Source organism: Muribaculum gordoncarteri (assembly GCF_004803695.1).
Taxonomy (GTDB): domain Bacteria; phylum Bacteroidota; class Bacteroidia; order Bacteroidales; family Muribaculaceae; genus Muribaculum; species Muribaculum gordoncarteri.
Genome location: NZ_CP039393.1, coordinates 2,130,178 through 2,150,491 on the forward strand (window position 1 = coordinate 2,130,178; position 20,314 = coordinate 2,150,491).

The window sequence follows — 20,314 nt, forward strand, 5'->3', positions numbered from 1 at the left end:
ATTAGGCTGCGTCGCAAATTCACAATTACGACGCAGCCTTCATCTAATTCCGCTCAGTAAAAAACTATTCTTCAATCAATCTCAAAAATAAAAAGCGGTGACATTAATTTTGGGTAGATACTAAAATATCATATACATCTCTTCATGTAATCTCTTATTTCAAGACAAGCGTGTCGATAATGGTTTTCGACAGTGCGAGCCGACAGCTTCAACCGGCAGGCGATTTCGTTGCATGTCATGAGCCCGAAACGCTTCATCCTGTAGGCGGCTCTTCTCTGCGGCGACAACCGAGCTATGATGTCACGCTCAAGCGATGCGATATCTTTCGCTATCGCGAGGCAATCGGCCGATTCGGTTTCCCGCGACGACACATTATAATACATGTAGTCGTAACACTCCTGCCTTACTTGATGGCGACGCAGATAGTCACATATCAGGTTCCTGGCGATTTTATACATGAAGAACTTTATTGTCGCTTCATTTATAAGCATCCTGTAATCGAGAATCCGCAAGAACACATCCTGAGTCAAGTCCTCGGCTTCCGCTCTGTTGTTTATGGCCGAGTGTATGTAACGCAATATCCCGTCACGATGACCCACGTATGCCTTGGCAATCACATCATCCGATGAATCACTCCGAAAACACTGGCATTCGGGCATTACACCGGCGATGTTGTTTGTTTCCATTGGTCTTGCGATTTAGATTACAATCGCAAAGATATTACAATAATCACAATCTATGCATTTTTCCTGTAGCCTAAGCATCTCACTATATTATCTTAGACATAATGCAATATTCACTGCTGATTATAAGCGCATTAATTTACATGATACACTTTGACTCAAATTATTTGAGCCGTATGTTACATCGATTCCTGCTTGACTGTGTTACATTTGCCCTACAATAAGGCCCTATTCCCTGTTGTTTTTACCTATGCTCTTTACGTATTCGCTCGGCGATATGGAAGTGGCTCTTTTAAAATAGCGGAAAAACGATGCACGTGAACTGAATCCGCATTTGGCGGCGAGTGCGCTCAATGTGTACTTTTCACTTTCAGGTTCACTCACGAGTCTTTTAAACTCCTCTATGCGGTAATTGTTGATGTAGTCGTAATAATTGGTGTTGAGATACTGGTTGAACATGTAGGACAGTGCCGGAGGTGTCGTGTTGACAAGCGAGGCAAGTCCGGCAAGTTTCAGGTCGGGGTCGGTATACGCCTTTGACTTGCGCATGATCTCCTCTACGTTTTTAAGCAACTGACGGCACTCGTCATCGCTCATGTTGAAGTTACGGTATTTGCGTTCAACCTGCACATTGTCGGCCTGAGCATCACTGCCTGCGTCATTATCCTTACGCTCTTTGCGATGCTTCAGCTTCACCCTTATTACCGCTGCCGCGCCAAAAATCGATAGCGCAATCACAATCACCCACAGCCATGCGCTGTTGTCACGCGCCACAAATATATCAAGCGTCACTTCGCTTTTCTCTTCATTGGGGTATCGCAACACAAGTGTGTGATGTCCGCTTCCAAGGTCGGTACACAATATTGAATGCTGCCCCTCGACTACACTCCATGTCTTGGCATTGTCAAGCTTGTATTGGAACACCTCATCGCCGGGGTGTGAGTAATTGAACCCTGACACCTTCACGGCAAGATTCACCTCTCCCACATTGTCAAGGCGCATCTCGTAGCTGTTGTCACCCGTTCTATCCAATTGCCCGAATGAGTCAATCCCGTTGACCGAGGCATCGGTTATCGCAATCATGTAGGGACGCTGACGCTCCGTTACATTGTCTATGTCAACAGTGACGAGTCCCTGTGAGCTGCACAGCCACAACCGGCCATCGTCATCCATGTCGCTTCCCGAGTGAAAGAACGTTTGACTGAGCAGTCCGTCATTGAAGTTGTAGGAGTAAAACACCTTGTTTCCGTCCCATCGATAAAGTCCGTTGGTCGTTATGAGCCATATCCAGCCCTCCTTGTCGATGAGCATGTCCATATCCTTGTTGTCAAGCGGCACCGGAGTTGTCAGCGTTCCGAAATTCTTTATCTCCGTATCCGACCCAAACAGCTTGTTCTTGTCATATATAAACAGCAATCGGCCGTCGCCTGTTTCGCATATCCTCCTCACCCTTGTGTTATGGATGAACTTGTCGGGCAGAATGTCACCTACAAGTTGCCGTGACTCGGCATCCCACAGGCACAGCCCCTTCTCGCCGCATATCCACCCTCGCCCGGTCGAGTCAAAGAATATTCCGAATATGTTGCCTTCGGGCAGCTTCGAGTTCAGTCGGTTGTAATATACGTTGTTTCCGTCACGCTCATGTCGGAACAATCCGTTGGAAGTGCATATCCACAGGTCGCCGTCACGGTCGATTTCAAAGTCAAATATATGGCCGTTCTTGAATGTATCGTCATAACCCGGCTCAAAGTCGCTTAATGTCAACCGCTCGGGGTCAAACACATACAACCCGCCTCCGTAGGTACCTATCAGATACTTTCCGTCATAACGAATGCTCGACACAACCATAGGCGATCTCATGTCCGATGCATAGTAACGCTTGAACGTGCCGTTGTCCTCGTCTATAAAGCAGAATCCGTCACGAAATCCTATCAGCCTGCGGCTTCCGTCGGCAAGAATCGTTCGCGTAAGCACTCCCTCGGTATCAAGATGCGGCGGATAGGCGTATGTTTCAAATAAAGAGTTACTATACATCGTAAAGTCTACACCGAGCTGATAGAAACCGAGCCACATCTGCCCCTCGCGGTCACGTAACGCCGAATATACCGAATTGGAGCGTATGCTCTTGCCGTGACTACCCGACATGTCGTAGCTGTCGACAACCGCCCCGCTCTCCATGTCTACCACCTGAAGTCCGTTTCCGTCGGTAGCCACATATAGCCGATTTCCGTCGCCAAACATGTCCATTACCACGTTTGACCCCACATCGGCATAGCCCGACAGCGCGTCACGCTTAAGGTCGTAACGCCAAAGTCCTTGATTGCGGGTTCCGAGATAGAGCATGTCGTCACGTTTATATATCGCGCTGTATGTCATGTTGGAATCTCCGAGCTTCTCAGCCTTGAAACCGTCGTCCATGTCAAGCGAATAAACGCCTTGGTCAGTAGCCACGTAAAGCCTGCGTGAGCCATCATCGACAGTCATGTCATTGACCTTGTTGGCCGATGACAACACATTGCTCTCTATTGCTATATTGCACAGCTTGCCGTTACGCATCATGAACAGCCCCTCCTCTCCTCCTATGTAGAAGTTGCCGTTTCCATCATTGGCAAAGGCATTTACCGACTTAGTGATGTGATTCTCGCCATATCTTACAAGCTCCGTCGAATTTTTGTCAAGACGCCATAAGCCGCCACCGGTACCCACCCAAAGGCAGTTGCCGTCGGTTTCACCTATCGCCCCTATCCACTTGGCGCTCTCCTCATCGCCGGTAATCGGGAAGTGACGCATATTTACGCCGTCAAATCGTTCAAGTATCGAAGTCGTGCCAAACCATATATACCCGAGCGAGTCCTTGTAGATAACGCTCACCGTGGCATCACGAAGCCCGTCACCTTGAGTGATCGACCTCATCATGCGGTCATGCGAGTTGGCCCGTGCGATCAACGGCATGACAAGCATGACGGCCAAGACCGCTATGCGGCTCACCCACATCGCCAACAGGCTTCTCGATATATAGTCGGTAGTCAATTTCATTAAACTATATTGCACACTATGCCGATGACACTGCGTCATCATCACGCTCATTGCGCCTAATCGTAAAGTTATAATGAGATTTTCAAATGACATAATTTATAACGCTCTTTTTATCAAAAAGTGATAAATTTGTATTTAACAATTATTATCACTCGATGGACTGAGTATATTCATCACTTCATTCGTATTAATCCATAGAATCACATCACCATGCGCAAAACAATAACCACAATCATCATCACATTATTGTCGCTCTTCTGTGCTTCGGCCGTTCACGCCATTAAGCATCCGTCGTTGCTATTCACTCCCGAAAGGGTGGCTGCCGCCCGCAAGGCGATGAAAAACGACACCGTTCTGGCCAACGGATGGAAAAGCATAAAGGCCGAGGCCGACAATCAACGGCTGAAAGGCGACCTACGCCGTCTGGAATACCTCGCCCTCGCCTACATGATGACCGACAGCTCCAAATACGCCGACAAGATAAAGGAGATACTGCTGAACACCGCCAAGGTCAAGTCATGGGGCGACCGTGAAATGCTTGCCCGTAATCCGGCCTGGCGCAGCGAATTGCAGATGGCTCACAAGAGCTTCCAAGTCGCTGTGGCCTATGATGTCATATACAATAAGCTCACTCCCGCCGAGCGCATGGAGATAGCCCGAGGCATGTACGATCTCGCAATCGAGCCTTTGCTCGGCGACTGGATACTTGAACCCACTCGCATTCACTCTCTCAACTCAATGGGCCACAACTGGTGGACATCCTGCGCGGGAATGGGCGGCCTGCTCGCACTGTCCGTATCCAACGAGTTGCCCGAAGCCCGCAAGGGCGCCGAGGCCCTGATTGAGGTGCTTCCCGAATGGTTTGACTTTGCAGGCGATGTCCTGCAACGCAAGCCCAAGACATTCGACGAGTCGGGAGGAATGTACGAGAGCATCAACTACGCAAGCTTCGGCGTATGTGAAGCACTGCTGTTTCGCATGGCTTGGCTCAACTCCCATCCCGGAGCGAAAATCGACGACATTCCACACATTCATCTTATATCCGATTTCTTCGTCAACGTGTGCTATCCGCGCTCGGGACAGCTCTACAGCATCAATTTCGGCGACAGCCACAAAAACGTTACCGGCGAAAGCTCGATGATACTTGCCTATCAAATGGGCGATGAAAATCCCAATACGTTATGGTACATCAACCAGATCGAGCCGGGACAACACCGCGAAGGATATCCGCGCAACACTCCCATGGGATTTCTCTACACTCCTGACCTCTCCAAGGCACCGTCAACGCCTAATCTTTCCAACTCCCGCCTGTGGAAGGATTTCGGATGGGCTACCATGCGCGATTCATGGCACAAGAACGCAACCATGCTTGCCGTAAAGTCGGGCATGACTTGGAATCACTCCCATGCCGACGCCAATTCCCTGATCCTCTTCCACAAGGGTGTCGACATAATCAAGGATGCGGGCAACTGCAGCTACGCGAAACCACAGTATCGAAATTACTTCTTCCAAAGTGACGCCCACAATGTCGTAAAATTCAACGGCGAGGGTCAGTCGCGTCACCAGCAGTATCACGGCACCATGCTTCCCGGAAGCATGAGCAACCTGCTCGACGGAGGCAATATAAAATATGTGCTCGCCGACGGCACCGTCCCCATGTCGCAATGGATGATTCGCAACTTCCGTCACTTCCTCTGGATCGACAATGTCATCTACGTTATCGACGACCTGTTGAGTCACGAGCCGGGAAAATTTGAGTGGATATGGCATCCTGGAGGCGATGCCGTGAAGCGAGGATTTGACCTTGAGATAACCAACGGCAACTCATCGGCACTGATTCGCCCGCTTTATCCCCGTCAGCTGGCCTACAGCGACTTCGTTCATGACTATCCCGACGATCTCTATTGGGAAGTACACGAAGCGCCCGCCGAAAATATGCAGGACACCGAAAAGTACTGGTCATTCCACCTGCCGGGCATTACCGACCGAGTGAAAGGCGTAACGGCTATAATACTTAAAGACAGCGTCACCCAAGAGGAGCTTCCCGTCATCACTCGCCGTGAAGGCAAGGACTGGATAGGCCTTCAGGTGAAGCACAACGGCAAAGTGACCGACCTCTACATCAATCAGCTTGCCGACGGACGACTTATGCATCTCAACTCCTGGATCGAGGCCGACGGATGGTCGACCGATGCCTATATGCTGGCTGTCAGCTATCCCGAAGGCTCAAATCCTGCCGATGCCAAGGAGATTTTCATCGGCCACGGAAGCGCGTTACGCCGCAACGGCGATGTCTACTTTTCATCGCTGTCGAAGCTGAACCTCATAGCCGACGAAAACGACGGCAAACTCGACATTCAGGTCACGGGCCAGCCCCGCATCAACCTAAAGTTGAAGTCGTCGCCCTCGTCGCTGACTGTCAACGGCATCAACACCCCGGTAAAGAAGACCGGCAACCTCGTAAATATAAAGTTATACAATAAAAAATAACATCGACATGAACCACCTACGCTCTATCTTGACTACCCTGTTAGGCTCTTTGGCCTTTATTGCCGGCGCCGAGTTGAATGTATATCCCACCGGCTCTCCCAACATGCCCCACAACGACGACTTCACGGTGAAGGTGAGGACAATAGGCGGCGAGTGGCACGACCTCTTTGAGTACAAGGTTCAGGTCGACATGGACAATCCTCAGGATGCGTCGATGGTACAGTTTGACATGGACGAGCCTGTGGAGGTTATGGTCAAAAAAAAACAACGGCATCTTCTCGCAAGTCGACATCCGTCCGCTGCGTAACGCCATAACCTGCGACCGCAAGGGCAACACCGTGACATTCCGCATCGACGAGCCTAAATACCTTTCGGTCGAATTTGACGGCGACAGACTTCACAACCTGCACCTCTTTGCCAATCCCGTAATGACCGAAACCTACACCGAGTCAAGCGACAATGTACTCTACTTCGGTCCGGGCGTACATCGTCCTGGCGACCTGCCCAACAATCAGATAAGGATACACTCCAACACCACGGTGTTTCTCGCTCCCGGAGCGGTGATAAGAGCGAAGTTACTCATTGACAACGCCGAGAATGTCAGGATAATAGGTCGCGGAGTGCTCGACCATCCCATCCGGGGAATCGAAGTTACCAACTCGCGCAACGTTGAAATCGACGGCGTAACGGTTGTGAATCCCGACCACTACACGGTGTTTGGCGGAGGCAGCTCCGACATACGCATACGCAACCTCAAGTCGTTCAGCATCAAGGGCTGGAGCGACGGCATCGACATGATGTGTTGCAGCAATGTCGACATCGACAACGTGTTCATGCGCAACAGCGACGACTGCATAGCCCTCTACAACCACAGGTGGGACTGGAAAGGCGGCTCATCCAACATCACGGTGAAAAACTCGGTGCTGTGGGCCGACATAGCCCATCCCATCAACATAGGAAGTCACGGCGACCCCGACAATGAAGCCGGCGAGGTGATTGAGCATCTGCGCTTCAACAACATCGACATTCTTGAACACGACGAGGACGACCCGCCCTATCGCGGTGCGATGTGCATCGTTGTGGGCGACAACAACATTGCACGTGACATAACGTTTGACGACATCCGCGTCGAAAGCATCCAGGAGGGTATGCTATTTCACCTTGAAGTGCAGTTCAACCCCAAGTACAACAAGACTCCCGGCCGTAAAATCGAGAATGTAACGTTCCGCAACATAACCTACAACGGCTACGGCGAGGCGAAGTCGGAGATATTGGGCTACAGCGCCGAGCGTGATGTTACCGATGTGACATTTGACAACGTATCGGTCAACGGCGAGAAAGTCACAAGCCTTAAGGACTTCGTAACCAACAGCTTCATCAGTGACATCAAATTCAAATAATCCTCAGCTCACGCAACGCCAATGTCACCATCACATCACCATCACCGAATCTTGACAGTGACAATCATCGCGCTCGCGGCATTGTTGTGCCCGGCATCGTCTAATGCCGATGACTATGTGTCACGCGTGTGGGTTGCCGACCAAGGCGACGGAACCTACATCAATCCCATAATCCACGCCGTCGAGGGGCCCAAGTTCTACAAGCGAAACGGCTACTACTATATTCTCGCACCGGCTGGAGGTGTGGATAAGGGATGGCAGATTGCCCTGCGGTCACGCTCGCCTTTCGGCCCCTACGAAATGCGCCGCGTCATGGAGCAAGGCGACACCGACATCAACGGCCCGCATCAGGGCGGACTTGTCGACACCAACTCCGGCCAATCTTGGTTCATCCACTTCCAGGACAAAGGACTCTACGGACGCGTGCTTCACCTTAATCCCGTCACATGGGTCGACGACTGGCCCGTCATAGGCTCCGACAGCGACAATGACGGATGCGGAAATCCCGTAAGCCGATACAGCAAGCCCGATGTCGGGCGCACCTATCCCGTAACTACTCCCGCCGAAAGCGACGACTTCAACTCAACCCGGCTCGGGCTGCAGTGGGAGTGGCACGCCAACTATCAGCCCGAATTCGGATTCCCGACACCCTACGGTTACATGCGAGTCTACGGACACGAACTTTCGGAAAATTTCGTCAGTCTGTGGGAAGTTCCCAATCTGCTGCTTCAGAAATTTCCCGCCGAAGAGTTTACCGTGACGGCCAAAGTGAAGATATCGAGCAAAGCCGACGGCCAGCAATCGGGACTTATCGTGATGGGACACGACTACTGCACCCTCGGACTGGAAAAGAACGGTGAGAAATTTGACTTGGTGCAGACCGTGTGTCACGACGCCGAACAGGGAGGAGCCGAAACACGTACACTCGTCACCGACATGTCACCGTCACGCCGATACGAAGCCGGCCTACACCCCAACTATGAGCGTGACATCTACCTCCGGGTGCGGATGGACAAGGGAGGCAAATGCACATTCAGCTATAGCCTCGACGGCCTGAAATTCATCGACACCAAAATTCCGTTTACGGCGCGACAAGGCAAATGGATAGGCGCCAAAACAGGCATATTCAGCATTCAGCCCAATGGAGTCGACCGTGGATGGATCGACATTGACAGCTTTATCATTGACCGAAACTAATAAGAAACCTTTTAATCACAATGACACTACCAAAACTACAATCTTTCGCAATCGTTTCGATGTTCGCCTTTTGCAGCTGCGCATCGTCAGGCGTAACGGCATCGTCGGAACCCGATGTCGACAACGACCTTGATTTCTGCGACCGTCACGTGCGCGCATCTCTTAACGATTTGAAAAACGAAGCAGGCTACATCGATTACTCGATGATGCCGCGCAACATCGCTGCGGGCGACACCACCTGGCATTGCCGCAAATCATCACCCGAAGAGTGGTGCAGCGGATTCTGGCCCGGCGTACTGTGGTATGCCTACGAAGCGACCGGTGACTCCGCCCTGCTCACCGAAGCCGACCGCTTCACCCTCAGGCTCGACACCATAATCAACAGCCGCCCCTACGACCACGACATCGGCTTCCTGATTCAGTGCAGCTACGGCAACGGCTACCGCCTCACCCGAAAGCCCGAATACAAGGAAGCGCTGGTCAACGCCGCCGACTCGCTTGCAACCCTGTTCAACCCCAAAGCCGGCACTCTGCTGTCATGGCCGAGAAACATCGACATGTTTGGCGGCCACAACACGATAATCGACAACATGATCAATCTCGAGCTGCTGTTTCACGCAGCCGCCGAAGCCCACAGGCCCTATCTCTATGACATTGCCGTGAAGCATGCCGAAACTACAATGAAGCACCATTTCCGCCCCGACTACACATCCTATCACGTAGCTGTCTACGACCCTGAGTCCGGTGAATTCCTGCGTGGATGCACCCACCAGGGCCTTGCCGACGACTCCATGTGGGCAAGAGGACAAGCCTGGGCTATCTACGGCTACACAATGGTGTACCGTGAAACCGGCGACACGAAATTCCTTGACTTCGCACAAAAAGTGACCGATGTCTACCTCGACCGCCTGCCCGAGGACAAGATTCCCTACTGGGACTTCAACGACCCCTCGATTCCTGAAACACCACGTGACGCTTCGGCTGCGGCAATCGTGGCGTCGGCACTGATCGAACTAAGCACAATGGTCGACGGCGAGAAGAGCGTCACCTATCTCGATTCGGCCAAGAAAATGCTCATGTCACTTGCATCTGACTCCTACCGGGCGCCCGACAACGTTCCCGCCTTCCTGATGCACTCGGTTGGCAACATGCCCGCAGGAAGCGAAATCGACTACTCAATAATATATGCCGACTACTACTATATCGAGGCATTGAACCGCCTGAAAAAGCTTGAAACTCCCCTGTTGTCCTGAAATAATCATCCCGAAACATAATCAAAGTAGAGAGTCATGTCATATTGCCGTTGACATGACTCTTTTTGATTTCAATTACATAGCAAACCTTTCACATTAATAGCAAAATGTCAAAATGCTATTCAAAAACACAATTAATTAATTTTAATTAAGGAATTAACACCCACAAAGCCACAAACAGCTATGCACCACCCGTTAACCCGACGCAGACACTCGCCCACTACAGTTAAATTAGTTATATTTTTAACAATAATCACACTAAATCAGTTAATATCATTTAAAAATAGGGGGGGTCGTTAATTATTTTAAATTTTATTTTGCTACATTTGCTTCGTCTTTATGGAATATTGTTGCACAACATCAATTTATACTAACAATTTGCTAATCACATTTAATTAACCCATTACTCAAACTCAAAGTATGAAAAAGTTATTTTTAATGCTTGTGGCAGTTATTACTATGGTGAATGCGTCGGCTCAGGACATGCGCACCATCCAAGGTACTGTCGTTTACGCAGGCGATAACGAACCTCTTGTAGGTGCTACCGTTATCCCTGCAGGAGGAGGAAGCGGTGTCGCAACCGATCTGGACGGAAAGTTTATACTCCGCATTCCCGCTTCTGTAACTAAAATCAATGTTTCCTATGTGGGAATGGTGACCCGCCAGGTCGATGTGTCGTCATCGCCCATGACGATTGCGCTGCAAAATTCCGACAATCAGCTCAACGAAGTGGTAGTCACCGCATTCGGTGTGAAGAAAGAGCGTAAAGGACTCGGATATGCAGTGCAGGACCTCAATGCCGAAGACCTAAACACCGACGGAACCACATCGCTTGCAAGTGCTATGCAGGGTAAGCTCACCGGTGTCGACATCCGTCCATCTTCAGGCGCTCCCGGTGCATCAAGCCAGATTATCATACGTGGTGCCCGCTCATTCGACGGCAACAACCAGCCGCTCTATGTAGTCGACGGAATGCCCATCGAATCGACCCCCGACTACGGCACAGGCAACTCCGTGACAGGTGCCAACATCGCCGACCGTTCGATCGACATCAACCCCGAGGACATCGAGTCAATCAACGTGCTTAAGGGTCAGGCCGCTTCGGCTCTCTACGGTATACGCGCATCCAACGGTGTGATCGTCATCACCACAAAGCGCGGACGACTCAACTCAAGCCGCCCCACCATTACCGTTTCCACCAACCTCTCGGCCGAAGTTGTGTCACGCAAGTTTGAGCGTCAGTCGGTATATGCACAGGGTAACTACCTCGAAGCCTACAACCCCGGAAGCTCTATGACATGGGGTCCCAAGATTACCGACCTTCCCAACGATCCCGTCTACGGAGGCAACAGCCAGGGACACTCGGGCATGTACCGTAACCCCAAGCGTGAGCAGGCCGGACTCGACGGATGGACTACTCCCGAAATCTACGACAACGTAGGTGACTTCTTCAACACCGGATTCACCGAAAACACTAATTTCAGCATAAGCCAGCGAACCGACCGCGCAAGCTACTCATTCGGTCTTAACAACTCCTATCAGGACGGTATCATACCCTCAACCGGCATGACCCGATGGAGCGCACGCGGACTCGTCGACTGGATAATCAGCAATGAGTGGAAGACAGGTTTCTCAGGCAACTATGCATCTACCAAAATCACCTCGGCCCCCGGAGCCAACGACGGTATCATGAACGTTGTCTACTCAGCTCCGTCGGAGTACAATCTCGCAGGAATTCCCTTCCACGCTCCCGGTCAGCCTTCAAGCCAGATTTCGTTCCGCTCAACCAACTTCAACAATCCCTACTGGTGGGCCGAGAACAACCAATATCTCCAGCACACCAACCGATTCTTCGGTAATGCCTATGTAGAGTATCACCCCACAATCAACTGGGGCGAGAACTATGAGCTTTGGTTCCGCGAACAGGCAGGTATCGACTCCTACACCTCCAACTACAGCGATGTAATGGAAGTGGGTTCGGCAAGTAACGCCAACGGTTCAATCGACAACTACGGAGTTTCACGCAACGTGTTCAACAACCTTTTCACAGCCAACTTCACAGCTCGCTGGGGCGAAGACTGGGACTTCGACGCAATGCTCGGTAACGAAATCAACCAGAACGACTCACGCTACTGGAGCTATTCAGGCACCAACTTCAACTTCTACGGAATGCCTGTAATCGGCAACGCTACAAGCTTCCAGAGCAGTGAATACAACTTCAAGACACGCACAGTGGGCTTCTTCGGCAGCTTAAGCCTCGCTTGGAAGCAGATGCTCTTCCTCACGGTCACCGGCCGTAACGACTACGTGTCGACAATGCCCCGCAACAACCGCTCATTCTTCTACCCCTCAGTGTCACTTGGATGGGTATTCACCGAACTTGACGCACTCAAAGGCAACGACCTCTTCACATTCGGAAAGCTGCGCCTCTCCTACGCACAGGTTGGTCAGGCAGGAAGCTACTACGAAAACTTCTACTACACACCCAGCTATAGTTCGGGCATGTATGCCTACAACCCCGTTACCTACCCGATAAAGGGTGTATCGGCCTACGTTCCCTACTACGTGCTCTACGATCCCGACCTCAAGCCCCAGAACACCGAGAACATTGAAGGAGGTTTCGACCTGCGCATGTTCAACGACCGTGTTCGTCTTGAATACACCGTATCCTACCAGAATGTAACCGACCAGATTTTCTCGGTGCCCACCGCAGGTTCTACAGGTTACCAGTACCTGATGACCAACGCCGGAAAGATGCGCACATGGTCCCACGAAATCGGTCTTAACGTGGCTGTGCTCCAGCACCGTGACTACGACCTCAACCTCGGTGTAAACTTCACCGCAGTCGACAACAAGGTTGTGGAACTTGCCGAAGGCGTAGAGTCGATCATGCTCGGCGGATTTGTTGAGCCTCAGGTTCGCGCACAGGCAGGCAACACCTACCCCAACATCTACGGTTACGCATTCAAGCGTGACGAAGCCACCGGAAAGCTCCTCCTCAGCGAAGGTCTTCCCCAGGGCACTTCCGACAGCCAGGACCTCGGCAACTGCTCGCCCGACTTTGTAATGGGCTTCAACCTCGGCGGCCGCTACAAGAGAGTTTCACTCTCAACCACATGGAGCTGGCAGCAGGGCGGAAAGATGTATCACGGAACCAACATGACGCTCAACTACTTCGGTGCCACCAAGGAGTCAATCCCCTTCCACGAAGGCACAATGGTTGTCGACGGCATCGATGAAGCCACAGGACAGCCCAACACCGTGGAGGTGCTCAAGCAGGACTACTACCAGGCCTACTATGATGTAACCGAATCAGGCGTATATGACATGAGCTTCCTCAAGCTTAGAGATGTCACCCTCACCTACAAGTTGCCCAAGATCGGCAAATTTGACATCGATGTATTCGGATTTGCACGCAACGTACTCATCTGGGCCAAGCTTCCCAACTTCGACCCCGAGGCATCGCAAGGCAACAGCAACATGGGCGGTTACTTTGAACGCTTCTCAGTTCCCAACACCACCTCTATAGGCGGTGGACTCAAAGTGACATTCTAATATTCACAATGTATAAACTTGATTAATAACACAAGACAATGCTTAAGAAATTTCTATATATGGCTTTACTCGGCGCTGTAATGACCTCATGCTCCGAGAACCTGATGGATGAAATCAACAAGGACGAGTCCAATCCGCCGGCATCGAGCGTTAACGCCAAGTTTCAGATAACCGACGCAATCGTCGGAACTGGCTATTCGACTTGGGGCGGTGCCTACGCATGGTATGTGGCCTCTTTCACCGAACAAATATTCGGAACAGGCAACAACCAGCTCATGAAAGCCGAACTGCGCATGCGCTCCGAAACAGCTGCAAGCTCGACCTACAACAACGAGTGGAATGCCACCTACGGCAACCTCATGAACATCAAGCAGATAATCGAGAAATGTGAAGAAGGCGGCGTCAACAGCGGCCAACTCGACCTCAAGGGAATGGCACAGGTGCTGTGGACACTTAGCTTCGAGGCTCTTACCGACCTGCACGGCGACATACCCTACTCTGAAGCTCTCGGAGGAAGCCGTCAGCCCAAGCTCGACTCACAGGAGAGCATCTACACCGACCTGCTGAAGAGAATCGACGACGCAATCGCCAACATCAAGGCTGCCGAAGCGGCCGGAATGAACAATGCCGCCGGACAGGACTTGCTTTACGGAGGCAACCTGACCAAGTGGAAAGGCTTTGCCTACGCCGTGAAAGCGCGTCTGCTCCTCAACACGCTCTACCGCAATCAGTCGGTGCTTCCCGATGTGCTTGCCGCCGCCAACGAAGCCTTGTCGGCCGGATTTGACGGAGCTGAACTCACGATATTCAACGGCGTGGACTGCGACAACTCATGGACGGCCTACAACTGGAGCCGCTACTACAGCGGTGCCTGCGGAACAGTGGCCGAACTGATGGCCGAGCGTAACGACCCGCGATATGATGTATATGCTTGCGACCTGTTTGGAACAGGCATTGAGTATGCACCTGCAGGCGACGATGTACTCGCCAAGAGCACCGAAACCGTAGGATTCCCCACATGGCTTGAAAACGGAGCCGCTACACTGCACCTGCTGAGCAAGAGTGAATTGTACTTCATCGTCGCCGAAGCAAAGGCCCGACTCGGACAGGACGCTTCAGCCGAACTCGCCGAAGCTGTAACCGCCTCATTTGAGGATTACGCGCTGAGCGACGGCGGCATGATCGGATTTGACCCCTCGTCGGCTGCCGACTACATCGCTTCAATCGGCTCGGCCTCACTCGCCGAAATCATGGTGCAGAAATACATTGCACAGGCACGTGACGAGCAGATTCAGACCTACAACGACATCCGTCGCTGCAAGGCTCTCGGTCAGGAATTCATTACATTGCAAAATCCCAATAACACCTCGGGAGGACAAAACCAATGGCCGCTCCGTCTGCCCTACGGCAACAGCGATGTGGTTTCCAATCCCAACGTATCCGCGGCATTTGGCAGCGGAAATGAGGCCGGCAACTATCTATTCACTGAAAATGTATGGCTTTTCGGTGGTTCTCGATAACCTGCCACCGATGTCGTAACTATTCATTTCATACTAAATAGATTAGACGACGAAAGCCATTTGATGTGAATCAAGTGGCTTTCTTGTATCCGAGAGGCATCAATCCCCGTGATTGTATGCAGGCATTAAAAGGGGGGGCTCAACTCTAAACCGCCCCTTGCTTATTATTTCTCGCTTTGGAGTATCTTCTTAACCTTCTCCGACGCCATTATCATGGCATCCTGAAGTCTTATTATCTCTTCACGATGGATTTTGTTTAACTGAAGTTCTACAAGATCCTCGATTACCTTCTTCACCTCTTCAAGCGAATACTCGGCAAGATTTATCTCCTCTTTGGCCAAAGCCCTCTCGAGCAATGATTTCTCTTTTTTATGTCCCATAATTATTATAATGATAGATTTGAACTATCGTTATAACAATAATCGCGGTGACCTGTTATCGTGGCATCCCGTTTTTTATTCCATTTTAACACATCATCGACCCGCGGCATCACCCACTCCTTAATAAAAAGCAACTCTTTCACATATAATTCTGAACATAAACCGTCGCCCGGTCGTTTCATTTCAAATAATTAACTCAAAAAATTATGAATAATCTTACAAAATCTATTTTTGGCCTATGTGCCATGTGTGGCGCGCTTGCCATGTCGTCATGTTCCGACAACAATCCGTACATAGGTTCTTGGGTGGCTAACAATCAAAGCGACATAACATCGCAGTTCCCCTCGGCCACAAGCGTGACATCGGTAATGTCTATCGACTTTGCCGACAATGAGCAGAAGACCGACGGTGTTGTCAACATATCCAATATATATGACATAAACGAAACTACAGCATCGGCCGACAGCGTCTACAATATACAATTGAAAGCGACAGCCTCAATCTCAGGCACATGGACACCCGATGTAGACGATAGTGACGACCTGCTGCTGACATTTGACAACTCTTCACTGAAGATCGACATCGACCGCGACGGCATGACGGTGGTTCAGGACAACGGTAACGCTCCATCGGCAGCATGTCTTGACTCGATTGTCAACACCGCCGTGACAAGGTGGAGCCGTGAACTGACTCGTGCTTTCCGCGAGGAGCTATCACGCTATTCTGTGATCAACGACATTGAGGCCAAGAACGAAGGCAAGATGCTCGAATTTGAGATTCAATCTCCCGAAACCGAAGTGTACTTCCGCAGGGTTGAGCCTTGATGATTGACGCCGACACCGATTAACATATTTTTTTCACACTTCAAAACTTTTATCGGAAAATCGGCGTTATATCAATGAACGTTACAATTATTTATTTATGAATGGGAAAATGCGATTGTTAATGGCGATACTTATTGTCTATCCCTTGAGCATTGCAGCTCAGGGGATAGACGATATTATCAAGTCTTTGAAAAATGTTGAATGTTACGAATCAACCATGAAATATCAGGTGCTCATGTCGCTTCAGGCCGATGTGTCCTACACCGTGAAGCTCAACTCCATGAACGCTCCCGGCGACTCGCTCGCGCCATGTGACTACCTTATCAACTGGACGCTTGCCACTCCCGACGGCGAAAGCACCGGTTTCTCGGCCTATTATGACGGTAACGCCTACAACTTCCGTGGCGACCGACTGCTGGAATATCACTACGAGTGGGACTCTATTCCGTTCCGCCCGCGCGGACGCTCGGCTGCCGCCCTCCCCGGTGTGCAGCGCTCGGCCCAGTTCACGACTCTGCTGCCTCAGTTTATCGCCGAGGAGCTGCAGACCATCGTCACAAGCCCCGACTACACCTACTCGTTCCACACCGACACCGTTGTGGCCGACCGCCGTTGCAACGCTCTCGAAGCTGTAATGACAATGGGAGGCGAGGTGTATAAGGAAATTACCTATGCGTTTGACCCCGTAACCTCAATGCCCCTATACTCCGAAATCGAGAACAATCCCGGCGCACTTGCCGAGCAGACCCTCATTTCCGACTACTCCTACGCGGCCGACAAGGCACCTTGCGCCGAGATAAGCGAAGAAGGACTTCGCGAGATGTACCCCGAGATATTTGAGAAGTACCGCGAAAGCAACTACGCCATCGAGAATCTTCCGCAGCAGCGGTTGCCGGCATTCTCGCTGCCTACCACAACAGGCGAGCGCTACTCAAGGCTGCTCGGCGACAAGTTCCGCACACCCACCATCATCGTGCTCATCGACCCGGCGTCGACATTTGCCCGCGCCACGGTCAACGACATCCGCAAAGGTGTCGAGGCACTCCCCTACAATGCCGATGTCATCTGGGCATTCGTGAGCAATAACGCCGACACTATCGACGAAATCATCCCGCAGCCGCTCATGGGAGAGCACATACTCATGAGTGCCAAGTCGCTCGCACGCGATTGTGGAGTGAGCTCCTACCCCGTTTCAATAATCGTGGGTACCGACGGCGTTGTCAACGATGTGATACTCGGATACAACAATGACCTCACTTCGGTTGTTATACAAAAGATGGCTCTTGCAGCAAAGAGCCGCTAACATTGTATAACCTAATATAATAACTAAATGGAAACCGTATATTTTAAAGGTAACGCCTGCCACACCGGCGGCAATATGCCTTCGGTAGGTGACAAGGCACCTGAATTTTCAGTAGTCGACCCCGAACTCAAGGAGCTGCACATAAGCGACTTTCCCGGAAAGAAAATCGTATTGAACATATTCCCCAGCCTCGACACTCCCGTGTGCGCTACAAGCGTAAGGAAGTTCAACGAAAAGGCTGCCGAAAAGAAGGACGCGATAGTGCTCTGCGTATCTATGGACCTGCCCTTCGCAGCCCAGCGCTTCTGCACTGTTGAGAACATAAAGAACGTTATACCGGCATCGGCATTCCGTTCGCCCGAATTTGCCAAGGAGTACGGCGTAGAGCTCGTCGACGGTCCCCTGAAAGGTCTTTTGGCCCGCGCCGTGGTCATCATCGATGAAAACGGAAAGGTAATCTACCGTCAGCTCGTCGATGAGATAACCAACGAGCCCGATTACGAAGCCGCATTGAAGATGTTATAAATCATTCTCCTCTCCCATTATCCGAAATTCAAGTATATGGAGCCGCAGCCTGCTGTCAGGGTTGCGGCTCTATTTATTTGTAACGGTTAATGATGTCGACAATGTCACGCGCATCATCGGTCGATGTGCACCACGGGCTTATAGGCAGGCTCACTACATGGTCGGCAAGGTACTCGGCCACGGGACACTCGGCATCTATGACTCCCCGATAGCACGGTTGCCTGTGAGGCGGCACGGGATAATGCACCATAGTCCCCACTCCGTGAGCGGCCATGTAATCGATGAAACGCTGCCTTCTGTCTTCCACCGTCACCACATATTGGTGATAGACATGTCCGTGACATGAGGCGTCGGCCGGCGTCACCATGTCGTTGCGCATCGTGTCGTAGATTGCCGCAAGCTCGCGACGGCGGTCGATCTCCTCTCCGAGTCGGCTGAGCTTTACCGACAGCATCGCCGCCTGTATCGTGTCAAGGCGGCAATTGAACCCCGCATAGCGGTTCATGTCACGCGCCGTCATGCCGTAGTTGCGCAGAGCGGCTACCACCGAGGCGAGTTCATCGTCATCGGTCGTAACGACACCTCCGTCGCCAAGCGCTCCGAGATTCTTGGTAGGATAGAAGCTGAACGCCGCGGCATCGCCAAGCGAACCCGTCACGCGGCCGTCGACACTTGCGCCTATGGCCTGCGCATTGTCCTCTATTATCTTAAGGCCATGTCGCGCTGCAATGTCACGCATCGCCGCGTCGTAGCATGGACGGCCATAGAGATGCACTGTCACTACAGCCTTGGTGCGTGATGTCACGCTGCGCTCTATCAATCGGGAGTCAAGGTTCATGGTCACGCGGTCGGGCTCCACAGGCACCGGTACAAGCCCGTTATGCGTTATGGCAAGCACGGTCGCTATGTAGGTGTTGGCCGGATATATCACTTCGTCACCGGGCGACATGACGCCCATCTCAATATAGCCGCGCAATATGAGCCTCAGGGCATCAAGTCCGTTGCTCACCCCCACGGCATGTCGCACTCCGCAATAAGCCGCCAATTCCGATTCAAACCGCTCAACCTCATCGCCGCCGATGTAACGCCCGCCGTCGATGACACGGGCACACGCCTCCTTCAGCTGCGCAGCATAACGCTCGTTGACCCTTCCAAGATCGAGAAACGGATATCGCAATCCACCGTCCATCATCGCAATCCCCTGAATCTCAAATATTCGTCATAGTCACGTATATACTCATCCTCCGAGTACAGCTCCGATGACACGACAAGACATAACGATTCGACATTGAACTCGCCGAGCCAAAGGCCCGCCGGCATATATAGAGCACGCCTCGGGGAGTCGAGCGTGTAGACAGCCTTGTCGACACCGTCGTCAAGACTCACCGTCACGCTGCCATTCAATGCCACAAGCACGTGACGGGCCGTGCGGTGGGAGTGGCAGCCACGCACCGCTCCTGCCGGCACATTATATATATAATAAACTTCCTTGATTTCAAACGGCACCTCGGTCATCGACCTGATATACGACAGGCAGCCCCGGGAGTCGCTTGCGGTGGGAACTTCTATAAATCTTACATCATTCAATCCCATTATCGATCATTTTTTTATAATCGATGCAATTTAACGATTTTTCTCATGAAATACATTCACTGATAATCAAAAAAAATGTCCCCCAAACCTTAAATTTGGAGGACATTTTTTCATTGAGTCATTGCCTGCGATATTTTTAGTCGTCGGAATCGTCATTCAGATCAGCACAGACCCTTGTCTTGGCCATGCTTCAATACAGCTTCACAGATAAAATCGGTAATGCTGTCGACCTGTTGCAGAACCGCGTGGACAGTCGCAGGAGCGTTAAAGCCATAGCGCTTTACAGTAGACTTCTTACGGCCGGCACCGGGACGCCGCCCGCCTCTTTTCTTTGCAGATTCTTCCATAATTTCGCCTAAAACTAATAGCACAATTAACTTAATGTAAGTGTCTTTCTATGTTTAAACCAGAAAACATTTGCAAATCTACAAAAAAACTTATTTAACACGACATTTTTTAATATTTTTTTCTATCTCATTCATGGTCAATATGAAAACACGCAAATATTATCCCGTATTGTTAACCTTATTTAACATAGATGGCGCGTTTTCAGCC

13 protein-coding genes and 2 pseudogenes are annotated in these 20,314 nt (G+C 51.2%); 9 read left to right on the forward strand and 6 right to left on the reverse strand.

Annotated features, from left to right (window positions below):
- Nucleotides 1–128 precede the first annotated feature (128 nt).
- Nucleotides 129–686, reverse strand: coding sequence for a sigma-70 family RNA polymerase sigma factor (locus E7746_RS09495; RefSeq protein WP_136410647.1), 558 nt, complete (start codon nucleotides 684–686; stop codon nucleotides 129–131).
- A gap of 225 nt (nucleotides 687–911) precedes the next feature.
- Nucleotides 912–3,719 (reverse strand): two-component regulator propeller domain-containing protein, encoded by a 2,808-nt coding sequence (locus E7746_RS09500; RefSeq protein ID WP_168184354.1) that lies wholly within the window; start codon nucleotides 3,717–3,719, stop codon nucleotides 912–914.
- 210 nt (nucleotides 3,720–3,929) lie between these two features.
- On the opposite strand from E7746_RS09500, the gene E7746_RS09505 reads away from it, so the two are divergent.
- The 6 genes and pseudogenes from E7746_RS09505 to E7746_RS09530 all read left to right on the forward strand — a co-directional run bounded on the left by E7746_RS09505 (nucleotide 3,930) and on the right by E7746_RS09530 (nucleotide 15,134).
- Entirely contained in the window at nucleotides 3,930–6,209 is a 2,280-nt protein-coding gene (locus E7746_RS09505) for a heparinase II/III domain-containing protein (protein ID WP_136410649.1), read from the forward strand.
- Between the two features lie 7 nt (nucleotides 6,210–6,216).
- Nucleotides 6,217–7,609, forward strand: a pseudogene (locus E7746_RS09510) (glycosyl hydrolase family 28 protein).
- A gap of 126 nt (nucleotides 7,610–7,735) precedes the next feature.
- Nucleotides 7,736–8,806: pseudogene (locus tag E7746_RS09515) on the forward strand (beta-xylosidase family glycoside hydrolase); the annotation flags it as partial.
- 59 nt (nucleotides 8,807–8,865) lie between these two features.
- Nucleotides 8,866–10,059, forward strand: coding sequence for a glycoside hydrolase family 88 protein (locus E7746_RS09520; protein ID WP_136411333.1), 1,194 nt, complete (start codon nucleotides 8,866–8,868; stop codon nucleotides 10,057–10,059).
- A 420-nt stretch (nucleotides 10,060–10,479) separates the two neighbouring features.
- Nucleotides 10,480–13,614, forward strand: coding sequence for a SusC/RagA family TonB-linked outer membrane protein (locus E7746_RS09525; RefSeq protein ID WP_136410651.1), 3,135 nt, complete (start codon nucleotides 10,480–10,482; stop codon nucleotides 13,612–13,614).
- 38 nt (nucleotides 13,615–13,652) lie between these two features.
- On the forward strand, nucleotides 13,653–15,134 hold the full coding sequence (locus E7746_RS09530) for a SusD/RagB family nutrient-binding outer membrane lipoprotein (protein WP_136410652.1): 1,482 nt from the start codon (nucleotides 13,653–13,655) through the stop codon (nucleotides 15,132–15,134).
- Nucleotides 15,135–15,298: 164 nt separating this feature from the next.
- Here the strand turns inward: E7746_RS09530 and E7746_RS09535 are convergent, their stop codons facing one another.
- Complete coding sequence (locus E7746_RS09535) at nucleotides 15,299–15,514, reverse strand: hypothetical protein (protein WP_123396281.1); 216 nt, start codon at nucleotides 15,512–15,514, stop codon at nucleotides 15,299–15,301.
- 206 nt (nucleotides 15,515–15,720) lie between these two features.
- Here E7746_RS09535 and E7746_RS09540 point away from each other — a divergent pair, with 206 nt between their 5' ends.
- The 3 genes from E7746_RS09540 (at nucleotide 15,721) to tpx (ending at nucleotide 18,166) form a co-directional block, all read left to right on the forward strand.
- Complete coding sequence (locus tag E7746_RS09540) at nucleotides 15,721–16,338, forward strand: hypothetical protein (RefSeq protein WP_136410653.1); 618 nt, start codon at nucleotides 15,721–15,723, stop codon at nucleotides 16,336–16,338.
- A gap of 121 nt (nucleotides 16,339–16,459) precedes the next feature.
- Complete coding sequence (locus E7746_RS09545; RefSeq protein ID WP_136410654.1) at nucleotides 16,460–17,641, forward strand: hypothetical protein; 1,182 nt, start codon at nucleotides 16,460–16,462, stop codon at nucleotides 17,639–17,641.
- Between the two features lie 27 nt (nucleotides 17,642–17,668).
- A complete protein-coding gene (gene tpx / locus E7746_RS09550) occupies nucleotides 17,669–18,166 on the forward strand; it encodes a thiol peroxidase (protein ID WP_136410655.1) in 498 nt (165 codons plus the stop codon).
- Between the two features lie 73 nt (nucleotides 18,167–18,239).
- Here tpx and E7746_RS09555 read toward each other — a convergent pair whose 3' ends face one another.
- The 3 genes from E7746_RS09555 to E7746_RS09565 form a co-directional block, all read right to left on the reverse strand.
- Nucleotides 18,240–19,358: a DegT/DnrJ/EryC1/StrS family aminotransferase gene (locus E7746_RS09555; RefSeq protein WP_238337166.1), complete on the reverse strand. Its 1,119-nt coding sequence runs from the start codon at nucleotides 19,356–19,358 to the stop codon at nucleotides 18,240–18,242.
- Nucleotides 19,355–19,759 (reverse strand): sugar 3,4-ketoisomerase, encoded by a 405-nt coding sequence (locus E7746_RS09560; protein ID WP_136410656.1) that lies wholly within the window; start codon nucleotides 19,757–19,759, stop codon nucleotides 19,355–19,357. Before E7746_RS09560 ends, E7746_RS09555 begins: the two co-directional genes overlap by 4 nt.
- Before the next feature lie 161 nt (nucleotides 19,760–19,920).
- Nucleotides 19,921–20,106, reverse strand: a complete 186-nt coding sequence (locus E7746_RS09565; protein WP_123396276.1) for a hypothetical protein — start codon at nucleotides 20,104–20,106, stop codon at nucleotides 19,921–19,923.
- Nucleotides 20,107–20,314: the final 208 nt, after the last annotated feature.

Bases quoted from the DNA above. Each gene is read 5' to 3' on its own strand.
- tpx (WP_136410655.1), top strand. From the start codon at position 17,669: ATGGAAACCGTATATTTTAAAGGTAACGCCTGCCACACCGGCGGCAAT.
- E7746_RS09545 (WP_136410654.1), top strand. From the start codon at position 16,460: ATGGCGATACTTATTGTCTATCCCTTGAGCATTGCAGCTCAGGGGATA.
- E7746_RS09500 (WP_168184354.1), bottom strand. From the start codon at position 3,719: ATGAAATTGACTACCGACTATATATCGAGAAGCCTGTTGGCGATGTGG.
- E7746_RS09530 (WP_136410652.1), top strand. From the start codon at position 13,653: ATGCTTAAGAAATTTCTATATATGGCTTTACTCGGCGCTGTAATGACC.
- E7746_RS09525 (WP_136410651.1), top strand. From the start codon at position 10,480: ATGAAAAAGTTATTTTTAATGCTTGTGGCAGTTATTACTATGGTGAAT.
- E7746_RS09565 (WP_123396276.1), bottom strand. From the start codon at position 20,106: ATGGAAGAATCTGCAAAGAAAAGAGGCGGGCGGCGTCCCGGTGCCGGC.
- E7746_RS09495 (WP_136410647.1), bottom strand. From the start codon at position 686: ATGGAAACAAACAACATCGCCGGTGTAATGCCCGAATGCCAGTGTTTT.
- E7746_RS09540 (WP_136410653.1), top strand. From the start codon at position 15,721: ATGAATAATCTTACAAAATCTATTTTTGGCCTATGTGCCATGTGTGGC.
- E7746_RS09560 (WP_136410656.1), bottom strand. From the start codon at position 19,759: ATGGGATTGAATGATGTAAGATTTATAGAAGTTCCCACCGCAAGCGAC.
- E7746_RS09505 (WP_136410649.1), top strand. From the start codon at position 3,930: ATGCGCAAAACAATAACCACAATCATCATCACATTATTGTCGCTCTTC.
- E7746_RS09520 (WP_136411333.1), top strand. From the start codon at position 8,866: ATGTTCGCCTTTTGCAGCTGCGCATCGTCAGGCGTAACGGCATCGTCG.
- E7746_RS09535 (WP_123396281.1), bottom strand. From the start codon at position 15,514: ATGGGACATAAAAAAGAGAAATCATTGCTCGAGAGGGCTTTGGCCAAA.
- E7746_RS09555 (WP_238337166.1), bottom strand. From the start codon at position 19,358: ATGATGGACGGTGGATTGCGATATCCGTTTCTCGATCTTGGAAGGGTC.